Below are 22,913 nucleotides of genomic sequence, written 5' to 3'. Positions count from 1 at the left end.
CGCGCGCCACGCCAGCGCTCCCCGGCGTCCGCGCATCGGGGGCCATCCTCTCGACGACGCGCAGCGCGCTAGGGAGCCCGGAGGCGCTCCGGCAGGCCCGGCAGGGCATGCACGTGGAGGCGCAGCGGCTGGGGACGGTGCGCCAGGAGGCGCTCTCGGAGGGAGGGACGCAGGCCTCCCACCGCGCGTCGGAGCTGCTGGCCCGGGAGGTGGAGCGCTCGTTCCGCGCCGAGCCGCGCCCGGCGCCGCCTCCCGTCCCCTCGCCCATGCGTGACGACCGGTCCTCGGAGGGCCTGGCGCGCGCCTCCACCGTCGAAGGCCCCCGCGCGGCGAGCGGATCCGCGGAGGGCGCAGGGCTGGCCAGTCCCCCCGCCGCGCAGGTCGAGTCCACCCTGGCGCTCATCGAGAAGATCGAGGTCTTCGTGAAGTCACAGCGGCCGGCGCTGGGCCTGAGCCTGCGCGGGCCGCTGGAGGCCACCGTGGAGGTGGAGCGCACGGGGCCGCGCGAGGTGGCGCTGCGCATCCAGGGGCGGCGCGGGCCCGTCCCCACCGAGGACGTGGCGCGGCTGCGCGACGCGCTGGAGGCCCGGGGGCTGCGGCTCAGCGTCCTCCAGGCGGGGTGAACGTCCGGCGATGCCCCCTGCCTGCCAGCCGCCACGAACGACGAAGGCCCTCACGCCAGGGGGCGCGAGGGCCTTCACCACGACGGGCACGCTCGGACGCGGCCCGAGACTACTTCCCGGGCGCGGTGTTCAGCTCCGCGCGCTTGCCCTTCTTGTCCTTGTACTCCTCGGCCTCGGGCAGCGCGGCCTTCTTCTCCGCGATGTTGGGCCACTTGGCCGAGAAGTCCGTGTTGAGCTTCTTGTACTCCGACCACTCCGAGGGCAGCTCGGTCTCGGGGAAGATCGCCTTGGTCGGGCAGACGGGCTCGCAAGCGCCGCAGTCGATGCACTCGTCCGGGTGGATCACGAGGAAGTTCGCACCCTCGTAGAAGCAGTTGACCGGGCACACCTCGACACAGTCGGTGTACTTGCACTTGATGCAAGGCTCGGCGACGACATAGGCCATGTTGATCTCTCCTCTGTGCGGTATTCCGCGCGTCCGTGGCCGCGCACAGTAGATGGTTGCGGCCGGGCTTGGCACCCTGAATTTAGGGCCTCCCCCAGCCTCGTTCCCAGGTCAGCCCAGCAAGCCCTGCGCCCGGAGCAGCTCCGCGACGAGGATGGCACCCCTGGCGGCCCCCATCTTCGTGTTGTGGGAGACGAGGACGTACTTGAAGCCGTTCTCCAGCACACCGTCCTCGCGGATGCGGCCCACCGTGGTGGCCATGCCGCCGTGGGTGTCCCGGTCCATGCGGGGCTGGGGGCGGAAGGGGTCCTCCAGCACTTCGATCCACCGGGGCGGAGCGGACGGCAGGTCCTTCGCCACCTGGGCGCCCTGCCATTCACGCATCGCCTGAGAGACTTCCGCCACGCTGGCCTTCTTCCCGAGCGACACGAAGACGGACTCGGTGTGGCCCTCCAGGACGGCGACCCGGGTGCAGGTGCAGGAGACGCGCACGTCGTGCGGGGTGAGCGCCGCGCCCGCGGGGTCGAGCGCCCCGAGGATCTTCTTCGTCTCCACCTCGACCTTGTGCTCCTCCTTGGGGATGTAGGGCACGACGTTGTCGAGGATGTCCAGGCCGATGACGCCGGGGGAGCGCCCCGCGCCGGACATGGCCTGGAGGCTGGTCATCAGCACGGCCTTCACGCCGAAGCGCTCGGCCAGGGGGGCCAGCGTCACGGCCAGACCGGTGGTGGTGCAGTTGGGGATGGGGACGATGAAGCCCTTCCACCCGCGCTGCCGGCGCTGCTCCTTGATGAGCGGGGCGTGGGCGGCGTTGACGGGGGGGATGAGCAGGGGCACGTCCGCGTCGTAGCGGAAGGCGCTCGCGGCGGAGAACACCGGGATGTCCCGGGCCAGGCGCGGCTCCAGCTCCCGCGCGACGTCCGCCTCCACGGCGGAGAAGGCGAGGTCGTAGTCCTTCGCCTGGACGGCGTCGCCGCTGACCACGGTCATGCGGGCGATGGCCTCCGGCAGCGGCTCCGGGACGAACCAGGCCAGCATGCCGTTGGAGGCGCGCAGGGCGTCCGCGTACGTTTTTCCCGCGGAGCGGGGCGAGGCGGCGAGCCCGGTGAGCTCGATGAACGGGTGGTCCTTCAGGGCAGCGATGAACTGCTGACCCGCGAGTCCGGTGGCGCCAATGAGCACGGCGCGAAGCTTGGCCATCGTGGGGAGTCTCCGGTGGGGGCGGCAGGGCGCTCCTTACACCCTTTCACGACGCGCTGCATCCGCCGCTCAACGGTGGGCGTGGGAGGAGGCGCGCGCGTGGCGTTCCGTGGGGTAGCCCCCCGTCACCCAGGCGTGGAGCCCGCCCGCGAGGCAGACGGCGTTGCGCCCCCGCAGGCGCAACACGCGGCACACGCGGCGGATGTCCGCGCAGTCCTGGGTGGTGCCGCACAGGACGATGAGCTCGTCGTCCGGCAGCATCGCCAGGTCCCGGGCAATCTCCGGGGCCGTCATGCGCAGCGCGCCGGGGATGTGGATCTCGAACCGCTCCCAGTCCATCGCGTCGCGGCAATCCAGGACGAGCACATCCTCGTCCCCCAGACGCATGAACAACTCATCGCAAATGATGGTGGGCTCCACCGGGACCTCCCCGAGGCGACAGGCTCCATCGAACATGAACCGGAGCGCCTTTTCCCCTCTTCCCGCCCGCCTGCCCGCCTGCTCCCGGGAGGTCCCCGGGGCTCAGAGCCCCAGCTGCTTGGCGATGATCTCGTTCATCACCTCGCTGGTGCCGCCGCCGATGGGGCCCAGCCGCGCGTCGCGCCAATGACGCTGGATGTCGTACTCCATCATGTAGCCCGCGCCGCCGTGGAGCTGGAGGCACTCGTCGGCCACGCGGCAGCACGTCTCCGTCGCGACCTTCTTGGCCATGGAGGTCTGCGCGACGGCGTACTCACCGGCCACGTGCAGGCGCAGCGCGTGGTAGGTGAGCTGCCGCGCGCATTCACGGGCCGTGTAGAGGTCCGCCAGCTTGTGGCGCACCACCTGGAAGCCGGCCAGCGTCTGCCCGAAGGCGCGGCGCTGCTTCACGTGCTCGAGCGCCGTCTCCAGCATGTCGTCCATGGCGCCCACCGCGCCCAGCGCGAGCGACAGGCGCTCCCACTGGAAGTTGCCCATGATCTGCGAGAAGCCCTGGTTCTCCACGCCCAGCAGGTTCTCCGCCGGCACGCGGCAGTCCTCGAAGAAGAGCTCCGCGGTGTCGGACGCGCGCCAGCCCACCTTCTGGAGCTTGCGCCCCACGCTGAAGCCGGGCGTGCCCCGCTCCACCACCAGCATGGACAGGCCCTTGTGGCCGCGCGACGGGTCGGTCTTCACCGCCAGCACCACGAAGTCCGCCCGCACCCCGTTGGTGATGTACGTCTTGGAGCCGTTGACGACGTAGTGGTCGCCGTCGCGGCGGGCGGTGGTGCGCAGCCCCGCCACGTCCGAGCCGGCGTCCGGTTCGGTGATGCCCAGGGCGCCCACCTTCTCCCCCCGGATGGCGGGGGCCAGCCAGCGCTGCTTCTGGGCCTCCGTGCCGAACAGGTGCACGGGGCCGGTGGCGATGGTGAACTGCCCGCCCAGCCCCGCGGCCACGCCGCCGGAGCCGCAGCGGCCCAGCTCCTCCAGGAGCACCGCCTCGTACAGCTCTCCGGCGGCCGTGCCTCCGTAGGCCTCCGGGTACTTCAGGCCCAGGAAGCCCAGCTCGCCAAAGCGGGTGAACAGCTCCCGGGGGAACTCCTCGCGGGCCTCCCACTCGGCGGCGAACGGGCGCAGCTCCTTGTCCACCACCGCCCGGACGGTACGGCGGAAGGCGTCGTGCTCTTCCTGGAAGACCCCATGGCCCTGCAGCATCGTGTGCTCCCTCGCTCGGTGGTGTCCGACATCCCGGGCCGCATGGTACCGGGACGAGAAGCGGGGCTGGATGGTGTTGCTTCCTTGACCGGCTCCTACGGGGCTGCGTATAACCCCGGCCCCAATCGCTTCCGGCGCCATAGCCAAGTGGTAAGGCAAAGGTCTGCAAAACCTTCATTCCCCGGTTCGAATCCGGGTGGCGCCTCACAGAAAAAAGGCCCGATGCGGAGTTCCGCATCGGGCCTTCTGTTTTTCCGGGGGTGCCTTAACGGGTGGGGCCTAGCAGCCCAGCTCCACCGCGCCGATGTCCGGGCCGGCGCCGCAGAAGGGCTGGCCCTGGTCCTGGCCCTTGTCCTGGGCGGCGGCCGGCGGGGCGAAGGCCTCCGACACCGCCACGTCCCCGCCGTTGGAGGTGGTGTCCCCCGTGGCGGCCTTGAAGGCGTCCAGGGCCTGGAGCTGGCCGTTGTTCATGAACTGCGTGCCGGCCGGGTAGAGGTTGGAGCCCATCTTGAGGCCGGGGGCCTGGCCGCCCACGTCCACGCTGATGGGGGCGTCCACGAGGTTGTTCTCCACGCGCAGCGACTCCGTGGGGCCGCCCGTGCCGTGGCCCAGGATGATGCCGGCCTTGGCGCGGGTGACGGTGTTGTTCACCACCACGGTGCCCTTGGAGTTCTCCAGGCGGATGCCGGTGCCTTCGCCGCCGCCCGCATCGGTGATGTCGTGCACGCGGTTGCGGCGCACGACGACGGCCTGGGGCACCGGGCCCTCGTGGTTGCCGCCCACGGAGACGCCCTTGGCGGCGTCATAGATTTCGTTGTCCTCCACCAGCACGTTGTTGGCGGAGTAGTGGACGACGAGCGCCTCGCCCTTCGCCGTGTCGTTCGCCTGGAACTTGTGCATCCGGTTGTTGCGGATGGTGACGTCGTGGCAGGTCTTGATGTCCACGGCGTTCTCCCGGTTGCTGAACAGGTGGTTGTTCTCCACCAGCAGGCCCGTGGCGGGCGGCAGGGAGCTGAAGCCCTCGGGCCCCAGGCACTGCACGGAGTCACCGGAGACGTCGTGGATGTCGTTGTTGCGCACCGTCACGTCGTAGGACGCGGGCTGCATCACGATGCCGTGCGAGTCCTTGTTGCCGGTGTTGCGCACGAAGTCGTGGATGTTGTTGTTCTCGATGGTGGGGCCGCGGGCGTTGTTGAACATGGTGATGCCCGCGCCGCCGGTGCCGCCGTGCAGCTCCGAGTTGGCCAGCACCGTGCCCTGCACGTCGCCCTCGAAGGTGACGCCGAAGATGGGCTGCGCCTGCACGTCGATGTCGAACCCGTCGATGACCCAGTTCGCGCGGCGCACCTGCACCGCGGCGCCCGAGCCGCTGCCCGGCGTGAGCTTCGGGCGGCCCTCGCCCTGGAGGGTGATCTTCTTTTCGGGCGTGCCGGCCTTGGCGTTCTCCCCCAGCACCACGCGCTCGGCGTAGGTGCCCGCGAGCACGCGGATGCGGTCACCCGGGCCGGCCTTGCCCACCGCCATGGCGATGGTGCGCAGCGGCGCGGCCTCCGTGCCCTGCGCGCCGTCGTCTCCCGTCGGCGACACGACCCACTCGTTGACGGGCGGGGTGGCGGGGGCTTCCGTCATGGCCTTGGCGCTGACGGCGGGCTGGGGACCGGGCTCCGCGATGGGCGCGTGGTCCGCGTGCGCCGGCATCTGCGCGGCGGGCGTGTTCTCCACCGGCTGCACGCCGATGGGCGGCGCCTGGCCCGGGGTGGCGGGCGTCTTTTCGACCTTGGGGGTCGCTCCCGTGTTCGCCGCGGGGGCTGGGCGCCGCCGCCGCTCGAGGAACCGCCGGTCCCCCCGCCAGGGCCACCGCCGCCCCCACAAGCGGTCAGCCCAAGCGCCAGGGTGCAGGCAGCCAGGGAGGCCACCAGGGCGTTTCGCGTCTTCAATCCGTTGCCTCCAAGAATTCGCATGAGCAGAGGCAACGCACGGCGTCGGGCGTTCTATTCACTGCCGGTCATCCGCGCCAGGACGCCCCGCCCTGGGAGGGAGAACCGTGACGCTCGGCCCCGCGGCGGCTACGGTGCCGCCGCCGTGTCCAAAGCCGTCCTGCTCCTGACCGCCCTGCTGCTCGTCTCCTGCGCCACGCCGGCGCCCTCCCCTGCCCCTGGCACCCGCGGGCTGGGCGAGCCGGAGGTCTCCGTTCCGGCCAGCACCGCCGCGGACGCGGGCGTGAAGCCCCCCGCGCCCAGCAGTGGCCTGGAGGATCCGCTCACGGCGGGCCTGCCCGGGCCGCAGGACCTGAAGCGCCTGGACTTCCGCAACGGCGAGCCGCGCCTCCCCATCAAGCTCATGGAGGGGCGCGACGGGGTGACGTTCTCGCCGCGCGGCCGGATGCGCCTTCGCTTCGGGGGCCCGGGCGACAAGGTGCTGGACGCGCCCGCGGGCTCGCGCTGGACAGTGCGGGTGACGCAGGGCGAGCCCGCGCAGTGGAGCGCGCGGGTGCAGCTGGGCGAGTTCCGCTTCGCGGACAAGGCGGGGCTCGCGGAGGCGCAGGAGACGTGGCGCGCGCGGGGGCTCGCGGTGCGCACGCACACGCTGGGCTCCGTGTACGGCATCGCGGGGAAGGTCATCGACAACCGGCGCTACCTCCTGCTGGGGGACGAGGCGCTGACGCCCGCCGCCGCCGCGCGGCAGCAGGCGGAGCTGCTGCGCCGCTACGGCCTGCGCACCACGCTCTTCGAGGAGGTCCGCAAGCCGGCCAGCGCCATCCTGGAGCTGAAGGACGAGAACGACGCCGTGGTGGGCCTGGCGCAGGACCGGCTGGACGCGGAGACGCCGGACGGCAGCGGCTTCGACGTGCGGCAGGTGGAGTACGGCGTGGGCTACGACTTCCACGCCTTCGAGGACCGTAGCTTCCGGGGCGCGCTCCAGTTCGCGGTGGACCGGAGCGGCAAGCTCGCGGTGGTGAACGTGGTGGGCCTGGAGGACCTGCTCAAGGGGCTGGTGCCGTCTGAAATCTTCGCGCGCGCGCACCCGGAGGCGCTCAAGGCGCAGGCCGTCACAGCCCGGGGCGAGGTGCTGGCGAAGGTGGGCATCAAGCACCTGGCGGATCCGTACCTGCTGTGCTCGGAGCAGCACTGCGCGGTGTACCGGGGCCGCACCGGAGAGGCGGCCAGCACCACCGCCGCGGTGGAGGCCACCCGGGGCCAGGCCCTCTTCAGCCAGGACGGGCGGCTGGTGGACTCCGTCTACAGCGCCGTGTGCGGCGGCCACACCGAGGACAACGACGTGGTGTGGGCGGCCCGCCGGACCCCAGCCTGCGCGGCCGGCCGGACCTGCTGGCGCCCGCGCCGGACGTGCCCGGGCCTTCGAACCTCAGGGCGTGGCTGGCGACGTCGGACGTGCCCGCCGCGTGCAAGCTGTCCAGCTTCGCGCAGCCGACGAAGTTCCGGTGGGAGAAGCGCTTCACGCAAGGACAGGTGGACGCGCTCACGCAGAAGCTGGGCGTGGGGGCGGTCCAGGGGCTCGCCCTGTCCGAGCGCGGGGTGTCCGGGCGCGCCCGGCTGCTCACCGTGTCCGGCACGCAGGGGGCCACGCAGGTGCGCGGGGAGCTGAACATCCGGCGGCTCTTCGGGATGCTCAACAGCAGCATGGCCACGGTGGAAGCCGAGCGGGACGCCGAGGGCCGGCTCACCGGATGGCTGTTCCGGGGCGGCGGCTGGGGCCACGGCGTGGGCATGTGTCAGACAGGCGCCATCGGCCGGGCGGAGGCGGGCCAGCGCTATCCGGAGATCCTTCGCTTCTACTTCAACGGGGCGGAGGTGGCCCCCATCTACTGAAGCCCAGGGAACAATTCGCGCGCACCGGCTGCCTGGCTCGTGAATCTCTTGGAGGTCCCGCGTGTTACGGGCCGCACGTTCGGGACTGAAGAAGCGGTCCGGAGGTTTATCATCAGGCCGTGGGCACGGGTTCCTCGACAGACTGGCGTCAGCGGCGCGCGCGGAAGCAGCGCGCCCCCCTGCGCTATCTGGTGGCGGGCATCCTGGCGCTCCTGGCCCAGGCGGCCTTCGTGGGCTTCGTGCTCCTGGTGTCCGCCATCCAGGGCAGCCTCCCGCAGGAGAAGCGCCCCGCGCGGCCCACGTCCGTGGCGGTGAGGCCGCTCACGTCGGAGCAGTGGGCGAAGAACCGGGGGACGGTGGCGCAGCAGCAGACGAAGCCCCGCCCCACGGAGAAGCGCGAGCCGAAGGAAGAGAAGAAGCCGGACGAGACGAAGCCCCAGGGCCAGGTGGTGGACGTGGCGCCGGGGAATGATCAGCAGTCCCCGGACGCGAAGTACCTGGCCGAGCACAACAACACGGTGGAGAAGGAGACGCGCGCGCGCGACCAGACGGCCTTCTACCGCAACGCCATGCCCCAGCGGACCGCGCCCCAGAAGCAGGAGGGCGCGCAGCAGGAGCAGGTGCAGCCGCCGCGCGTGTCGGGCAACAACGGCCAGGGCGCGGACGACCGGCCCCAGTCCCAGGGCGGCAAGAAGCCCGTCTTCGAGATGCCGGAGACGCGGCGCAAGCAGGAGATCGCCATGAAGACGGATCCGCGCGAGCGCGGCCCGGGCATGGCGGTGAACAACCAGTCGGAGAGCGACGCCACGCAGGGCAACGCGAAGCGCCTGCGCATCCAGCCCGGCGAGGGCGAGGACAGCGAGCAGGAGGGCTCCACCGGCCGCACCGGCTCCCCGGGGCTGGCCACGCTGATGCCGTCGCAGGCGGCGATGGACAAGGTGGTGGGCGCGGCGCCCAACGACATGCTCCAGGACCAGGAGGAGGGCGACGGCACCTTCCTCAACACGCGCGAGTGGAAGTACGCCAGCTTCTTCAACCGCGTGAAGCAGAGCGTGGGCATGCACTGGAACCCCAACGAGCAGCTGCGCATGCGCGACCCGACGGGGAACATCTACTCCGGGCGAGACCGCCAGACGCTGCTCACCATCACCCTGGACGAGCGCGGCGCGGTGAAGGACATCCAGGTGGAGAAGAGCAGCGGCCTGGACTTCCTGGACATGGAGGCCGTGGCCTCCTTCAAGCGCGCGCAGCCCTTCCCCAACCCGCCCTCCGGCCTCTTGAGCCAGGACGCGACGGTGCGCTTCCAGTTCGGCTTCTTCCTGGAGATGGGCGGAGGCCCCCGGATGCGGCTGTTCCGACAGTAGGCGCCACGGAGCCCTCGCGATGGGCGGCATGAGGCACTACCCTGCCCCACCGTGGAAGCCCCCCTCGTCGACCGCAGCGCCGCGCTCCAGGAGCGCAACCGGAAGGTCCGCTTCGTCCTGCTGGCCATCCTCGTGGCCAACTGGGTGGTGGCCGCCGCCAAGCTCGTCTTCGGCCTCATGGCCCAGTCCGCGTCGGTGACGGCGGACGGGCTGCACTCGTTCATCGACGGCGGCTCCAACGTGCTGGGGCTCGTCGCCATGGGCGTCGCGTCGCGGCCGGCGGACGCGGACCACCCCTACGGCCACGGCAAGTTCGAGGCGCTCGCGTCGCTGGGCATCGGCGCGATGATTGGCGTGGGCATGCTGGAGCTGGGGCGCATGGCGTTCGACTCGCTCCTGCATGACAAGTACCCCACGGTGTCCGTGACGATGGCGGGGGTGATGGTCCTCACGCTCGTCATCAACCTGGCCGTCACCCGCGTGGAGCGGCACTACGGGCAGAAGTACAAGAGCTCGCTGCTGCTCGCGGACGCGCAGCACACGCTGTCGGACGTGTTCGTGACCATCGCGGTGCTCATCTCCATTGGCCTGGTGGCGCTGGGCTTCCCTCGCGCGGACGGGCTGGTGGCGCTGGCCGTGATGCTCTTCGTCGCGTGGGTGGCCTACGGCATCGTCCGGCAGGCGGTGGGCATCCTCTCCGACACCGCGCGCCTGGACCCCGCGCAGGTGTCCCAGCGCACGCTGGCGGTGGCCGGCGTGCGCTCGTGCCGCGACGTGCGCAGCCGGGGCATGGAGGAGAGCGTCTACGTGGACCTGAAGATTGAGGTCGACCCGCAGCTCACCACCGCGCAGGCCCACGAGGTCGCGGACAAGGTGGAGCAGACGCTGCACGACGCCTACCCCCAGGTGGTGGACGTGGTGGTGCACGTGGAGCCCGCCAGGGCCCGCTAGAAACACGAGGGCCGCCTTCCGATGCGCTGGAAGACGGCCCCGGTGACTGCTGCTGGCGAAGACGCCGCCTACGCGACCTTCTGCTCGGGCGTGTCGTAGTCTTCAATCGGCGGGCACGAGCACACGAGCTTCCGGTCCCCGAGCACGTTGTTCAGGCGTCCCACGGACGGCCAGAACTTGTTGTCACGCACCCACGCCGTGGGGAACACGGCCTGCTCGCGGGTGTACGGGCGGTTCCACTCCGGCGCGGTCAGCGTGCGCGCGGTGTGGGGCGCGTTCTTCAGGACGTTGTTGTCCTTGGGCGCGCGGCCCTCCTCCACGTCGCGGATCTCCTGGCGGATGGCGATCATCGCGTCGCAGAAGCGGTCCAGCTCCGCCTTGGACTCGGACTCCGTGGGCTCAATCATCAGCGTGCCCGCCACCGGGAACGACACGGTGGGCGCGTGGAAGCCGTAGTCCATCAGGCGCTTGGCCACGTCCTCCACCTCCACGCCCGCGGTCTTCTTGAGCGGGCGCAGGTCCACGATGCACTCGTGGGCCACCCGGCCGCGCTTGCCCCGGTACAGCACCGGGTAGTGCGGCTGGAGCCGCTCCGCGACGTAGTTGGCGTTGAGGATGGCCAGCTTCGTGGCCTGCGTCAGGCCCTCGCCGCCCATCATCTGCACGTACATCCAGGAGATGAGCAGGATGCTGGCGCTGCCCCACGGCGCCGCGGAGATGGCGCCGATGGCGTCCGCCCCGCCCGTCTGGATGACGGGGTGCCCGGGGAGGAACTTCACCAGGTGGGACGCCACGCAGATGGGGCCCATGCCCGGGCCGCCACCGCCGTGCGGGATGCAGAACGTCTTGTGCAGGTTGATGTGGCAGACGTCCGCGCCCACCAGGCCCGGCGCGGTGAGGCCCACCTGCGCGTTGAGGTTGGCGCCGTCCATGTACACCTGGCCGCCGCGCTCGTGGATGGTGGAGCAGATCTCGCGGATCTCCTCCTCGAACACGCCGTGCGTGGACGGGTACGTCACCATCAGCGCGGCGAGCTTGTCCTTGTGCTCGTCCGCCTTGGCGCGCAGGTCCGCCAGGTCGATGTTGCCGTTCTCGTCGCACTTGGTGACGACCACGCGGTAGCCGGCCATCACCGCGGAGGCCGGGTTGGTGCCGTGCGCGGAGGACGGGATGAGGCACACGTCGCGGTGCCCCTGCCCGCGCGCCTGGTGGTAGGCGCGAATCACCAGCAGGCCCGCGTACTCACCCTGGCTGCCCGCGTTGGGCTGCAGCGAGCACCCGGCGAAGCCGGTCACCTGCGACAGCGCGTGCTCCAGCTGCTCGAAGACGACCTTGTAGCCGGCCGCCTGCGAGGTGGGCGCGAACGGGTGCAGCTTGCTGAACTGGGGCCACGTCACCGGGATCATCTCCGCGGTGGCGTTGAGCTTCATGGTGCAGCTGCCCAGCGGAATCATGGAGTGCGTGAGGGACAGGTCCTTCGCCTCCAGCCGGCGCACGTACCGCAGCATCTCCGTCTCGGAGTGGTAGCGGTTGAAGACCGGGTGCGTGAGGTACGCGCTTGAGCGGCGCAGCTCGGGGGCGAGCGGGCTCTCCAGGCCATCGGAGACCTCGTCCAGGTTCACCGGGGCCGCGGACTTGTTCGCGCCCTGGATGAAGGCCGCGAGGATGTCCTCCACGTCCTTGGCGCGCGTCGTCTCGTCCAGCGCCAGGCCGAGCGTCTTCTCGTCGATGCGGCGGAAGTTCATCTTCGCGCCTTCCGCGGCGGCCAGCACGCCGCGCACCTGCGGAGGCGTCAGCTCCACGCGCAGCGTGTCGAAGAACTGCTCATGCCGCGGCTTGAAGCCCAGCTTCGCCAGGCCCCGCGACAGCACCACCGTGAGCCCGTGCACGCGCTCCGCGATGGCCTTGAGCCCCTCCGGCCCGTGGTAGACGGCGTACATGCCGGCCATCACGGCCAGCAGCACCTGCGCGGTGCAGATGTTGCTCGTGGCCTTCTCGCGGCGGATGTGCTGCTCGCGCGTCTGCAGCGCCATGCGCAGCGCGGGCCGGCCCTGCGCGTCCTCGGACACGCCGATGAGGCGGCCCGGCATCACGCGGGTGTAGGCGTGCTTCGTGGCGAAGAAGGCGGCGTGCGGGCCGCCGTAGCCCAGCGGCACGCCGAAGCGCTGCGCGCTGCCCACCACCGCGTCCGCGCCGAACTCGCCCGGGGGCGTGAGCAGCGTGAGGCCGAGCAGGTCCGCCGCGACGACGAACAGGCCGCCCGCCGCGTGCACCTGCTCACCGAAGGCGCGGTAGTCGTGCACCACGCCGTCCGTGGCCGGGTACTGCACCAGCGCGCCGAAGAACTTCTTCTGGGCCAGGTCCACCGTGCGGTGGTCGCCCACGACGACCTCCACGCCCAGCGGGAGGGCGCGCGTGCGCACCACGTCCACCGTCTGCGGGTGGCAGCCGTCGGAGACGAAGAACGCGCCGCCCGTGCCGTCGCCCTTGGCGTGCATGGCCAGCGCCATGGCCTCCGCCGCGGCGGTGCCCTCGTCGAGCAGGGAGGCGTTGGCCACCTCCATGCCGGTGAGGTCCGTCACCATCGTCTGGAAGTTGAGCAGCGCCTCCAGCCGGCCCTGGGCGATCTCCGCCTGGTAGGGCGTGTACTGGGTGTACCAGCCCGGGTTCTGGAAGATGTTGCGCAGGATGACGTTGGGGACGTGGGTGTCGCTGTAGCCCATGCCGATGAAGGACCGGAACACCTGGTTCTTCGCCGCGATGGCCTCCAGCTGCGCCAGCACCTCGTTCTCGCCACGGCCGGCGGGCAGGCGCAGGGGCTCCTGGGAGCGGATGGCGGGGGGCACCGCGCTCTCGATGAAGGCATCGAGCGAGGTGACGCCCAGCGTGGACAGCATCTGCTTCACTTCAGGGGTCTCCGGGCCGATGTGCCGGCCGGCGAAGGACTCCTGGTACTTCCAGTTGAGGGACATGGTCGGAAGGGCTCGCGTGAGGTGCGTCAAGAAGGTCGGCGTCCGAGCGGGCTCGGCGCCCCATGGAGCGTCTCTAACAACCGGGGCGCCCGACTTCTTGCGCGCGCGGTGGCTACTTGGTGAGCGGCTCGTAGGCGGCGGCGTCCAGGAGCTTGCCCACCTGGCTGGCGTCCGAGGGCTCGACCTCCACGATCCACCCCTGCCCGTACGGGTCGGAGTTGATGAGGGACGGGTTGCCCGTGAGCTCGTCGTTCACCTTCACGACGGTGCCGGAGATGGGCGCGAAGAGGTCCGACACGGCCTTGGTGGACTCGATGACGCCGAAGTTCTTGCCCTCAGTGAGGGTGGCGCCCAGCTTCGGCAGCTCCACGTAGACCACGTCACCCAGCGACTCCTGGGCGTGGGCCGTGACGCCCACCACGATGGTCTTGCCCGTGATGCGGGCCCACTCGTGCTCCTTCGTGTACTTCAGGTCCTGCGGGATGTTGTCAGACATGGAGGCGGCTCCTCGCAACGGGTGCGAACGGGAGGGAATCAGGACTTCTTGAGGAAGGGGGTCTTCACGACGACCGCGGGCACGGCGCGGCCGCGGATCTCCACGTCGAAGGTGGAGCCTTCGGTGGCGAGCGCCGTGGGCACGTAGCCCATGCCGATGGGCTTCTTCACCGTGGGGCCCTGCGTGCCGCTCGTCACCTCGCCCACGCGGACGCCGTCCTTGAGGATGGGGTAGCCGTGGCGCGGGATGCCGGCGCCGGTGAGCTCGAAGCCCACGAGCTTGCGAGGCACGCCCGCGGCCTTCTGCGCCACGAGCGCGTCCTTGCCGATGAAGCCGCCCGCCTTGTCCAGCTTGACGATCCAGCCCAGGCCCGCCTCCAGGGCGGTGTGCGCGTCGTCGATGTCGTTGCCGTAGAGCGCGTACTTCATCTCCGTGCGCAGCGAGTCGCGGGCGCCCAGGCCGCAGGGCTTCACCCCGTCCGGCTGCCCGGCCTCCAGGAGCGCGTCCCAGAGCTTCACGGCGTCGTCGCTGGCGCAGTACAGCTCGAAGCCGTCCTCGCCGGTGTAGCCCGTGCGGGAGATGATGGACTTCACGCCGGCCACCTCCCCTTGCGTGAACCGGTAGGTGCCCACCTGGGACAGGTCCGCCTTCGTCAGGCGCTGCACCAGCCCCACGGCCTTGGGGCCCTGGACGGCGATCTGCGCGTAGTCGTCCCCGCGGTCCACCGGGGTCACGCCTTCCGCGCGCGCCTTCATCCAGGCGAAGTCCTTCTCGCGGTTGCTGGAGTTGACGCAGATGAGGATGCGCTCGGGGCTGAAACGGTAGGCGACGACGTCGTCCACGAAGCCGCCCAGGTCGTTGAGCAGGCCCGCGTAGACGGCCTGGCCGTCCTGGCAGCGGGCCAGGTCGTTGGAGATGAGCCGGTTCACGGTCTCCAGCGCGCCGGGGCCGGTGAATTCAATCTCCCCCATGTGGGAGACGTCGAACAGGCCGACGGCGGTGCGCACGGCCTCGTGCTCGGCGATGACGGAGGAGTACTGCACCGGCATGTCCCAGCCCACGAAGTCGACCATGCGGGCCCCCAGCTTGCGGTGGGCCTCGTTGAGGGGCGTACGCCGGGTCATTGACTTCTCCATGGCAGGAAAGGGGGTGGCGAAACGGCGCGGACTATAGCGGCGCACCTTCTCCGATCAAGGCCGACGCGGAAGGGACTAAACTCATCCGGACATGAAGATCCGCAACTGTCTCAATCCCTCGAAGCCCAGCTTCTCCTTCGAGTTTTTTCCTCCCAAGACGGACGCGGGCGTGGCCTCGCTCCTGCGCACGGTGGAGGAGCTCGCGCCGCTGGAGCCGGGGTTCGTGTCGGTGACGTACGGGGCGGGCGGGAGCACGCGCGACCGGACGGTGGAGCTGGTCACACACATCAAGCAGCAGTCCGGCATCGAGGCGATGGCGCACCTGACCTGCGTGGGTCACACCCGCGACGAGCTTCGTGACGTGCTGCGCCGGCTCGACGCGGCAGGCATCGAGAACGTGCTCCTCCTGCGAGGGGACCCGCCGCAGGGGCAGGCGACGTTCGAGCCGGTGCCCGGGGGCTTCCGCTACGCGGAGGAGCTGGTCCGATTCGTCCGAGAAGAGGATTTCAACTTCTGCATCGGGGGTGCGTGCTATCCGGAGGGCCACGTGGAGACGGCGTCGCGCGAGGACGACCTCCAACACCTGAAGGCCAAGGTGGATGCGGGGATGGACTTCGTGGTGACGCAGCTCTTCTTCGACAACGCCTTCTATTTCGACTTCGTGGAGCGGGCGCGGCGGGTGGGCATCAACGTCCCCATCGTCCCCGGCATCATGCCCATCACCAACTACGAGCAGGTCCAGCGCTTCACGCGCATGTGCGGCGCCACGGTGCCCATGCGTCTGGCGCTGCAGATGGAGCGCGTGAAGGACCAGCCGGACGCCGTCGTGCAGCTGGGCGTGGCGCACGCCACGGTGCAGTGCATGGAGCTCTTGTCGCGCGGCGTGCCGGGCATCCACTTCTACACGCTGAACAAGTCCCCCGCGACGCGGATGATCGTGGGCGCGCTGAAGGGGCGGTCATGAGCGGCCCGGGTCCGCAGCTGCCGCCGGGCGATCCGCGCCTCAAGGTCTTCCAGATCGTGCGCTTCCCGGCGTTCTTCCTGCTCATCGTCGGCGTGCTGCACGTCACCTTCAGCCTGCTGGGCGGGGTGCTGGCGGCGCTGAAGGTGGCGTCGCCCTTCGCGACGCCGGGGCAGGCGCCGGTGGTGCTGGAGTTCACGACGGGGTTCTCGCTGGCCATCGTGGGCGGCATCCTCTGCGGGCTCCTGGCCATCTGGGGCGCGTGGAACGCGATGAACCTCAAGGGCTACGGCCTGGCGACGGTGGGCGCCATCTGCGCGATGTACACGCTGACGCCCGGCTGTTTCGTCGGAGTGCCGGTGGCGGTGTGGATGCTCTTCACGCTGCGCCGCGACGGCGTGCGCGAGGCGTTCTCACCATGAACCCGCGCGCCGTCCGCACGGTGCGCTTCCTGCTCACGGGCCTGGGGAACGTGGGCGTGCCGCTCTTGGAGATCCTCCAGTCGCGCGCGTCGCTCCTGATGGAGCGCTACCGGCTGGAGCTGTTGCCGGTGGGCCTGGCGGACTCCGGCGGCGCGGCGGTGTCGCCGCATGGGCTGGACGTGGCGGCGGTGCTGGCGGTGAAGCGGGCGCGGCACTCCGTGGCGTCGCTGCCGGTGGTGGGCCGTCCGGGGATGAGCGGGCGCGACCTGGTGCGCGAGGTGAAGGCGGACCTCTTGCTGGAGGCCACGCCCACCAGCTTCCAGGACGGACAGCCCGGCCTGGACATCACGCGCGAAGCGCTGATGCGCGGCCTGCCGGCGGTGCTCGCGAGCAAGGGGCCGCTGGTGCTGGGGTTCCAGGAGCTGGCGTCCTTGAGCGACCTGGAGTCGCCGGGCCGCCCTCCCCTGCGCTTCAGCGCGGCGGTGGGCGCGTCGATGCCGCTGGTGAACGTGGGCCGCCGGGACCTGGCGCTGGGGAAGCTGGGCCGGTTCGAGGGCGTGCTCAACAGCACCAGCCACCTGCTCCTGTGCCGCATGGCGGAGGGCAAGACCTACGAGGCCGCGCTGGCGGAGGCGCAGGCGCTGGGCATCGCGGAGACGGACCCGACGCTGGACGTGGATGGCTGGGACACGGCGGGCAAGCTGGTCATCCTGGCCAACGCGGTAATGCGCGTGCCCACGACGCTGAAGGACGTGGCGGTGACGGGCATGCGCGGCGTGACGCGCGCGGAGCTGGACGCGGCGCGGGCGAAGGGCGGCCAGGTGCTGCTGCTCGCGCGCGGCGAGCCGCTGGGCACGGACCGGTGGGAGTGGAGCGTGCGGCCCACCGCCGTGGACGCGTCCCATCCCCTGGCCCGGCTGGGCGCGATGGAGATGGGCGCGGTGTTCCGCAGCGACCTGCACGGCGTGAACACCGTCATCAACGGTGAGCAGGGCGCCCGGGGCACGGGGGCCGCGATGTTGAAGGACGTGCTGGAGCTCTTCCCGGACTGAGGCTTCAGCCCAGCGACTTCATGAGTCGTTCCAGGAGCGGTTCGACGAGTTCCTGTCCGCGCAGCTGGGAACGCCAGCGGTGCGGGATGCCATTCAGGCCGAAGATGAGTCCCGCGATGCCGCCCGCGACCGCGGCCGTGGTGTCCGTGTCGTGGCCCAGGCGGATGGCGGACTTGACGACCTCTTCGTAGGACTTGCCGTTCGCCACGCAGGCGCGAGCGGAGCGCAGGCAGTCCACGACGTAGCCACCGCCCGTGCCGGGTGCCGGGTCGTCCGGGCGGAGGTGGGCTTCCAGCTCCTCCCGCTGCGGGAAGCCTTCCACGTACAGGTCGCGGAAGGTGGCCACGGCGTCGGCCCACGGATCCGCCGCGCCCTCCAGGATGCGGCGGGCCCAGAGGCAATACAGCGCGCAGCACACCTGGGCGCGCACGTGGCCGTGCGTCACGCGCGACTGCGCCATGGCGTCTGAAACAAGCGCGGCATCCTTGCCCTGGTGCCACAGAGCCAAAGGCAGAACACGCATCAGTGAGCCATTGCCGTTGTCCATCGTGCCGTTGGGGCCCGCGAGCATCGCGGGCGTGCCGTCGCGCAGCCTGCGCAGGGCGGTGCTGGTCTGGATGCCCACGTCGAACACGTCGCCATCCACGGCGAGGTAGCCCCAGTCCTGCCAGTTCACCAGCCGCCGGCCCAGGTCCTCGCAGTCGAGCCGCTGCTGATGCGTCAGCGAGTCCAGCAGGCACAGCGCATGGGCTCCGTCGTCCGACCACGTGCCCGGGGGGACGCGATCATGCGCGCGGTCGAACCCCGGCGGCGGGTCGTATTCGATGGCCTGGGGAGCTGGAATCACCTCTGGCCTGTGGAACTCGTAGGGCACCCCGAGCGCGTCTCCGACGAGCAGCCCATACAGCCCTCCCGCGATGCGCTCCTCGCGACTCACCATGTCCCAACCTCCCAGGTCCGTGCCCCAACCCCATCGTGTACTCAGGACACCATCCATGTAAAGGCTGACGGCTCGCGCGGTGTTCATGGTTCATGCGAAGCTCTCGCGCTCTTCCCTGCTCCCTACGAGAGGCGCTCCGATGCGTCGACTCACCCTGCTGACTGCCCTCTGCCTGTCTGTCCTTTCCGCGTGCTCCCCGGTGGAGCCCGAGGCGCCTGAGCCGCGCGAGACGCCTGACGGCACCTCGCGGAGCCGAGCCGTGCAGTTGTCGCGGGAGTTCAACGCCCAGGTGGCATGGACGGGCGCGACCAAGTGCGACACCTGCGGGCGGGCCTCCTATGCCTGCTCTGACAACACGGGGAACTGGAACGGTGGGGTCCAGAGCTTCGCGGATCCCCTCCCTTCGGGTTGGGTGGCGACACAGGTCTTCGTGAACATCGCCGCCCGAGGCTACGACGGTGGCCTCTCCACCGTCCGGATGAACAACCTGGCGCTGGGGTCCTTCACCCTCCCCCCACGGCCGTTGTTCAGCTGCGGCTTCTGCGTGCCGCAGGCCGTCAAGTACGTCGCGGGTGATCCGTCGGGCCTGCCCGGCTACCAGTACGGTGCCCTCAATACCCTGACGCTGCGCACGGAGAAGACCAACTGCTTCGCCACCGCCGACATCCGCATCCAGGCGGGGCGGCCCCTGCTCACGTTCAATCCCGCCAAGGTGTCGTTCGGCTCGGTGGCGGTGGGGGCGTCCGCCACGCAGAAGGTGACCTTGACCAATGACGGCATCGTCCCGCTCGTCATCCGCTCCCTCAACGTCACCTCCGCGTCTCCCTTCGGGCTGACGCCCGTCACCCTGCCCTTCACGCTCAAGCCCCACTCCAGCCTGGACGTGAACGTGACGTTCTCGCCCAACGTCGACCGCGCGGACTCCGGGATGTTGACCGTCGTGAGCAGTGATCCCGACCTGCCCCAGCTGCGGATCCCGCTCGAGGGGACCGGCGGGGCCGCGAAGCTCCAGCTCAACCCGGCCTCGCTCGACTTCGATGCCGTGCGGGTTGGCACGAGCAAGAACCTCCCCCTCCAGCTGAAGAACGTGGGGAACCTGCCGCTCACGATCCCCGCCCTCCTGACCCAGCCGCCCTTCTCCGTCACGGGCCTTCCCGCGGGGGGTGTCGTGCTGCAGCCCGGCAGCGGCCTCCCGCTCACGGTGACCTTCACGGCGACGGCGGGGGAAGCCGACCAGCCGCTGTACATCCAGTCCCAGGGGTCCACCACGCCGCTCGCGGAGGTCGCGCTGCACGGCACGGGCATCGAGCCCGCCATCTTCGTGGCGGCGACCGCCATGGACTTCGGCGTGCACACCGCGGGCATCGACCCGGTTCACCAGACGCTGACGGTGAACAACATGGGCCAGGCGGACCTGATCATCACCGCGTTCGACGTGGCCGCGCCCTTCTCGGTGGAGGCCGGCCTGCCGCTGACCATCAAGGCCCGGGAACAGGTGGACCTGACCGTGGCCTTCGCGCCTGTCGCGGGGCGCGTCATGAAGGACCTCATCCTGCGGAGCAACGACGTGAACCACCCCGCGTTCAAGGTGTCCCTCACGGGCACCGGCGTGGAGGTCCCCGCGCTCCAGGTCACCGCGCCGGATGGCGGCACGGCGCTGGAGTTCGGCTCACGGGAGGTCAACTCCGTGAGCACGCCGCAGACGTTGACGCTCAAGAACGTGGGCGCGGGGACGCTGGTGGTGGAGCCCATCCAGGCCCCCACGGGCTTCGCCGTGACGCCGACGACGCGGCTCAGCCTGGCGCCCGGCGCCACGACCCAGGTCCAGGTGACGTTCGAGCCTCCGCACACCGCCCAGTTCACGCAGGAGCTGACGCTGAGCGCGGACGGCCCTGGCGGCTCCACCCAGGCCGTGCCGCTCAGCGGACAGGGCGTCGAAGGGAAGCTGACCGCCACCCCCGCGGCGCTGTCCTTCTCGCGGACGGAGGTGGGGAGCAGCAGCAAGGCGGTGCAGGTGACGCTCGTCAACGCGGGGACGGACTCCATCAGCATCAGCACCATCGCGGTGGCAGGGCCGTTCTCGGTGGTGCTCCCGGAGCTGCCCAAGGTGCTCACCCCGCGCGACGCCTTCACGATGGAGGTCACCTTCAGTCCGCTGGAGGATGGCCCCGTGGCCGGCGCGCTCCGGGTGTTCTCCAACACGCCGTCGTCCCCCACGGTGGTGAAGCTGGAGGGTGACGGGCTCCAGGCCATCGCCCGGATGGCGAGCGACGTGCTCGAGTTCGGAGGCCAGCGGCTGGGCACCGTGAGCGCGCCCCGGGAGTTCACGCTGTTCAACACGGGAAGCGAGGCGCTGAACGTGACGGCGGTGAACGTGACCGGGCCGTTCCTGATCTCCGGGCTCAACGTGGGCACCAGCGTGCCGGTGCTCGGAAACCGCACGTTCCAGGTCAGCTACAAGCCCACCGAGGCCACGGCGGAGAACGGCGTGCTGGAGGTCCAGAGCAACGCGCCGCGCGCCGCCCAGGTGACGCTGCGGGGCACCGGGACCACGGCTTCCATCGAGGCCTCCGTGACGACGCTGGCCTTCGGTCCCCAGTTCCTGGGGACGAGTCCGCAGCGGGTCGTGGAGCTGCGCAACACCGGCACGAGCCCCATCACGCTCACGGGGTTGGATCCGGTGGACGGGTTCTCCGTGTCAGGACTGCCGCGGCCCCATCAACTGGAAGCCGGCACCAGTCACGCCTTCTCCGTGGCGTTCGAGCCTCCACGGCCGGGTGAGTACACCGGGTCGCTCGCCCTGCGGCACGACGCGTCCGCCACCCCGCTGCTGCTCGCCGTGCAGGGGACTGGCGTTCAGCAGGCGCTGACGGTGACGCCCGGGGCCATCGCCTTCGGCAACCAGCGGGTGAACGCCACCAGCCAGGCGCTCCCGCTGGAGCTCGTGAACACGGGCAACGTGCCCGTCACCGTGCAGGTGACGTCCTCCGACGCCGCCTTCCAGGTGGACACGCGCGAGGTGGCCGAAGCCATCCCGGCGGGTGGCCGGGCCAGCGTGCCGGTGACGTTCCACCCGACGAGCACGGGCACGGTGCGCGGAGAGGTGCGCGTGGTGCCGAGCGGAGGCGGACTCGCCCCGACCGTCGTTCCCGTGGAGGGGATTGGCGAGGCCGTCACCGTGGAGGGCAGCGGCTGCTCCGTGGGTGGGGCGGGCGGTGCCGGGCTGCTGGCGATGTGGCTCCTCGCCATGGCGATGCTCCGGCGCGGGCGGCGGCTGCGCTGAGGCTCAGGGGGCAGGCGGCGCGGGATGGCGCGGGACGGAGCGGCTCGCCCAGGATCAACAGCAGCTCCGCGCGGCGGTTCTCGCCCCGGCCCGCCTGGGTTCCATTGGAGCTCGCGGGCCGGCGTGCACCGAGGCCCCGGGCTTCCAGCCGGTGGGCCGGGACGCCCTTTTGCTGAAGGTAGTCGCGCACCGCCTCCGCGCGGGCCAGGGACAGGCGCTGGTTCGACGCGGAGGAGCCCTCCGCGTCCGTGTGCCCTTCGATGACGACGCGCTCCACCTCGGGATGCTCCAGGAGCACCCGCGCCACCTCATCCAGCACGCGCGAGCGGCCCGGCAGCGTCGTCGCGCCGACCTCGAAGAAGACCTGGCCATGGAGGACGAGGCGCTCGCGGGTCAGGGTGACGAGCGGGTCTTCGGACTCGGGGCAACCGCCGTGCTCACGGGGGCCCTGCTCATGGATGCAGGCGTCCAGCACGTCCACGACGCCATCCCCATCCGTGTCGGTCTCGGTGACCGACACGTCCTTGGCGGGCTCGGGAGGCGGGGGTTCCGAGGGCGTGGGCTCGGGCTCGAGCTGGGGTTCGACGGGGGCACGCGGCAGGCCCTGGACGAGCTCGTAGACGATGTCCTCCGGGGGCGGAGGTGGCGCCTTGTCGAAGAGCAGGGCCAGTCCCGCGAGCACCCGGAAGCGCGGGGACCCCGGCTCCGAGCCCACGCCCGCCCCGCCCATGGCGAAGAACTCCCAGGGCCGGGCGGGGGCGTAGCGCAGGCCCCCGAGCAGCTCCCCGCTGGTGCGCTGCTGCCGCCAGGAGTACGCACCGGTCGCGGACACCTCCGCGCGCAGGGCGTACCCCACTGTCAGCCCCACCCCGGCCCGCAGCTCGTTGCCCACGCCGTTGAGGCTGTCCACGCCGGAGTCCGTCGACACGGCGCGACGCAGGAGCACGCCCAGCTCCAGCGCCGGAGCCACGGGCCCCCAGCGCTTCCCCATCATGAGCCGTCCCTGGCCGCGGACACCCTGATCACGAGCGAGCGCTCCCGAGCCGCCCACGGGCAACCGGACGTCCAGGTCGAACGCCAGATGGAAGGCCTCGGGAGCGGAGGTCCCCAGCACTCCCAGCCGGGCCGCGAGCCTCGGCGCCCCCAGGCCGCTGCGTGACGGCGGGGAGATGGACAGCACGGTGCTCACGTCCGCGCCGCTCTGGTGGATGACGCCCGGAAGCTGGGCCTGAAGCTCCAGCCAGGGCAGCACGCCGACGGCCAGCGACACCACGCCGGTGGTCCGGGACAGGACGAGCGGGTACTCGTCCGACCCGTTCAGGATCGTCAGGGGGGCCCGCTGGTAGTGCGCCAGCAGGGAGACCCGCACCGCCCCGGGCGCCAGCAGCTCCCCGCTCCCGAGCGCCACCGGTCCCAGCCCCGGGTTGGGGTCCAGGCGCTCCAGCGAGAACGTCGGCAACGGCGTGGCGTCCTGGGCACGCGCGGGGCTTGCGAGCAACAGCAGTCCCAGCGCGGCCCCGCCACGTACGCATCGGTGCAAGGCCGGACCCATGCGCGCATCATC

General features: G+C 71.0%; 19 protein-coding genes and 1 tRNA gene. 10 read left to right on the top strand and 10 right to left on the bottom strand.

Annotation, left to right across the window (positions count from 1 at the left end; all coding sequences use genetic code 11):
- Positions 1–623, top strand: a 623-nt coding sequence (locus ACLEQD_RS02185) for a hypothetical protein (RefSeq protein ID WP_410381341.1), incomplete at its 5' end; no start/stop codon positions are given.
- A gap of 109 nt (positions 624–732) precedes the next feature.
- On the opposite strand, the gene fdxA is transcribed toward ACLEQD_RS02185, so the two are convergent.
- The 4 genes from fdxA to ACLEQD_RS02165 form a co-directional block, all read right to left on the bottom strand.
- A complete protein-coding gene (gene fdxA, locus ACLEQD_RS02180; RefSeq protein ID WP_120530736.1) occupies positions 733–1,068 on the bottom strand; it encodes a ferredoxin FdxA in 336 nt (111 codons plus the stop codon).
- A 111-nt stretch (positions 1,069–1,179) separates the two neighbouring features.
- Entirely contained in the window at positions 1,180–2,268 is a 1,089-nt protein-coding gene (gene asd / locus ACLEQD_RS02175; RefSeq protein WP_410381338.1) for an aspartate-semialdehyde dehydrogenase, read from the bottom strand.
- Positions 2,269–2,337: 69 nt separating this feature from the next.
- Positions 2,338–2,688: a rhodanese-like domain-containing protein gene (locus ACLEQD_RS02170; RefSeq protein WP_410381336.1), complete on the bottom strand. Its 351-nt coding sequence runs from the start codon at positions 2,686–2,688 to the stop codon at positions 2,338–2,340.
- 102 nt (positions 2,689–2,790) lie between these two features.
- Complete coding sequence (locus tag ACLEQD_RS02165; protein WP_338278625.1) at positions 2,791–3,942, bottom strand: acyl-CoA dehydrogenase family protein; 1,152 nt, start codon at positions 3,940–3,942, stop codon at positions 2,791–2,793.
- A gap of 133 nt (positions 3,943–4,075) precedes the next feature.
- On the opposite strand from ACLEQD_RS02165, the gene ACLEQD_RS02160 reads away from it, so the two are divergent.
- Positions 4,076–4,147 (top strand) — tRNA-Cys (locus ACLEQD_RS02160).
- Between the two features lie 74 nt (positions 4,148–4,221).
- On the opposite strand, the gene ACLEQD_RS02155 is transcribed toward ACLEQD_RS02160, so the two are convergent.
- Positions 4,222–5,673 (bottom strand): nitrous oxide reductase family maturation protein NosD, encoded by a 1,452-nt coding sequence (locus ACLEQD_RS02155; RefSeq protein ID WP_410381334.1) that lies wholly within the window; start codon positions 5,671–5,673, stop codon positions 4,222–4,224.
- A gap of 351 nt (positions 5,674–6,024) precedes the next feature.
- Here ACLEQD_RS02155 and ACLEQD_RS02150 point away from each other — a divergent pair, with 351 nt between their 5' ends.
- The 4 genes from ACLEQD_RS02150 to ACLEQD_RS02135 all read left to right on the top strand — a co-directional run bounded on the left by ACLEQD_RS02150 (position 6,025) and on the right by ACLEQD_RS02135 (position 10,087).
- Complete coding sequence (locus tag ACLEQD_RS02150) at positions 6,025–7,548, top strand: SpoIID/LytB domain-containing protein (protein ID WP_410381333.1); 1,524 nt, start codon at positions 6,025–6,027, stop codon at positions 7,546–7,548.
- On the top strand, positions 7,506–7,772 hold the full coding sequence (locus ACLEQD_RS02145) for a hypothetical protein (RefSeq protein ID WP_410381331.1): 267 nt from the start codon (positions 7,506–7,508) through the stop codon (positions 7,770–7,772). The genes ACLEQD_RS02150 and ACLEQD_RS02145 overlap by 43 nt, the downstream gene beginning before the upstream one ends.
- Before the next feature lie 119 nt (positions 7,773–7,891).
- Positions 7,892–9,136 carry an energy transducer TonB gene (locus ACLEQD_RS02140; protein WP_410381329.1) on the top strand — a complete coding sequence of 415 codons (1,245 nt, stop codon included), beginning with the start codon at positions 7,892–7,894 and terminating at the stop codon, positions 9,134–9,136.
- A gap of 51 nt (positions 9,137–9,187) precedes the next feature.
- Positions 9,188–10,087, top strand: a complete 900-nt coding sequence (locus ACLEQD_RS02135; RefSeq protein WP_410381327.1) for a cation diffusion facilitator family transporter — start codon at positions 9,188–9,190, stop codon at positions 10,085–10,087.
- Between the two features lie 68 nt (positions 10,088–10,155).
- Here ACLEQD_RS02135 and gcvP read toward each other — a convergent pair whose 3' ends face one another.
- The 3 genes from gcvP to gcvT all read right to left on the bottom strand — a co-directional run bounded on the left by gcvP (position 10,156) and on the right by gcvT (position 14,679).
- On the bottom strand, positions 10,156–13,059 hold the full coding sequence (gene gcvP, locus ACLEQD_RS02130) for an aminomethyl-transferring glycine dehydrogenase (RefSeq protein ID WP_410381325.1): 2,904 nt from the start codon (positions 13,057–13,059) through the stop codon (positions 10,156–10,158).
- A 112-nt stretch (positions 13,060–13,171) separates the two neighbouring features.
- Positions 13,172–13,555, bottom strand: coding sequence for a glycine cleavage system protein GcvH (gcvH, locus tag ACLEQD_RS02125; RefSeq protein ID WP_410381323.1), 384 nt, complete (start codon positions 13,553–13,555; stop codon positions 13,172–13,174).
- 38 nt (positions 13,556–13,593) lie between these two features.
- Positions 13,594–14,679 carry a glycine cleavage system aminomethyltransferase GcvT gene (gene gcvT / locus ACLEQD_RS02120; RefSeq protein WP_410381321.1) on the bottom strand — a complete coding sequence of 362 codons (1,086 nt, stop codon included), beginning with the start codon at positions 14,677–14,679 and terminating at the stop codon, positions 13,594–13,596.
- 103 nt (positions 14,680–14,782) lie between these two features.
- Between gcvT and metF the strand changes: the two genes are divergently transcribed.
- Genes metF through ACLEQD_RS02105 form a run of 3 tightly spaced genes read left to right on the top strand, consistent with a single transcriptional unit; the run spans position 14,783 to position 17,126 of the window.
- Positions 14,783–15,655, top strand: coding sequence for a methylenetetrahydrofolate reductase [NAD(P)H] (metF, locus tag ACLEQD_RS02115; protein ID WP_410381319.1), 873 nt, complete (start codon positions 14,783–14,785; stop codon positions 15,653–15,655).
- Positions 15,652–16,074, top strand: coding sequence for a hypothetical protein (locus ACLEQD_RS02110; RefSeq protein ID WP_410381317.1), 423 nt, complete (start codon positions 15,652–15,654; stop codon positions 16,072–16,074). The genes metF and ACLEQD_RS02110 overlap by 4 nt, the downstream gene beginning before the upstream one ends.
- A complete protein-coding gene (locus ACLEQD_RS02105) occupies positions 16,071–17,126 on the top strand; it encodes a hypothetical protein (RefSeq protein ID WP_410381315.1) in 1,056 nt (351 codons plus the stop codon). Before ACLEQD_RS02110 ends, ACLEQD_RS02105 begins: the two co-directional genes overlap by 4 nt.
- Positions 17,127–17,130: 4 nt before the next feature.
- Here ACLEQD_RS02105 and ACLEQD_RS02100 read toward each other — a convergent pair whose 3' ends face one another.
- Positions 17,131–18,066 carry an ADP-ribosylglycohydrolase family protein gene (locus ACLEQD_RS02100; RefSeq protein WP_410381313.1) on the bottom strand — a complete coding sequence of 312 codons (936 nt, stop codon included), beginning with the start codon at positions 18,064–18,066 and terminating at the stop codon, positions 17,131–17,133.
- Positions 18,067–18,325: 259 nt separating this feature from the next.
- Here ACLEQD_RS02100 and ACLEQD_RS02095 point away from each other — a divergent pair, with 259 nt between their 5' ends.
- Positions 18,326–21,349 (top strand): choice-of-anchor D domain-containing protein, encoded by a 3,024-nt coding sequence (locus ACLEQD_RS02095; protein ID WP_410381311.1) that lies wholly within the window; start codon positions 18,326–18,328, stop codon positions 21,347–21,349.
- On the opposite strand, the gene ACLEQD_RS02090 is transcribed toward ACLEQD_RS02095, so the two are convergent.
- Positions 21,240–22,808 (bottom strand): OmpA family protein, encoded by a 1,569-nt coding sequence (locus ACLEQD_RS02090; RefSeq protein ID WP_410381309.1) that lies wholly within the window; start codon positions 22,806–22,808, stop codon positions 21,240–21,242. The genes ACLEQD_RS02095 and ACLEQD_RS02090 overlap by 110 nt on opposite strands.
- Positions 22,809–22,913 lie beyond the last annotated feature (105 nt).

The sequence above is a fragment of the Corallococcus sp. 4LFB genome, assembly GCF_046520365.1.
Taxonomy (GTDB): domain Bacteria; phylum Myxococcota; class Myxococcia; order Myxococcales; family Myxococcaceae; genus Corallococcus; species Corallococcus caeni.
Note: the sequence above shows the minus strand (reverse complement) of the source record. Positions and strands in the feature narration are given on the sequence as shown.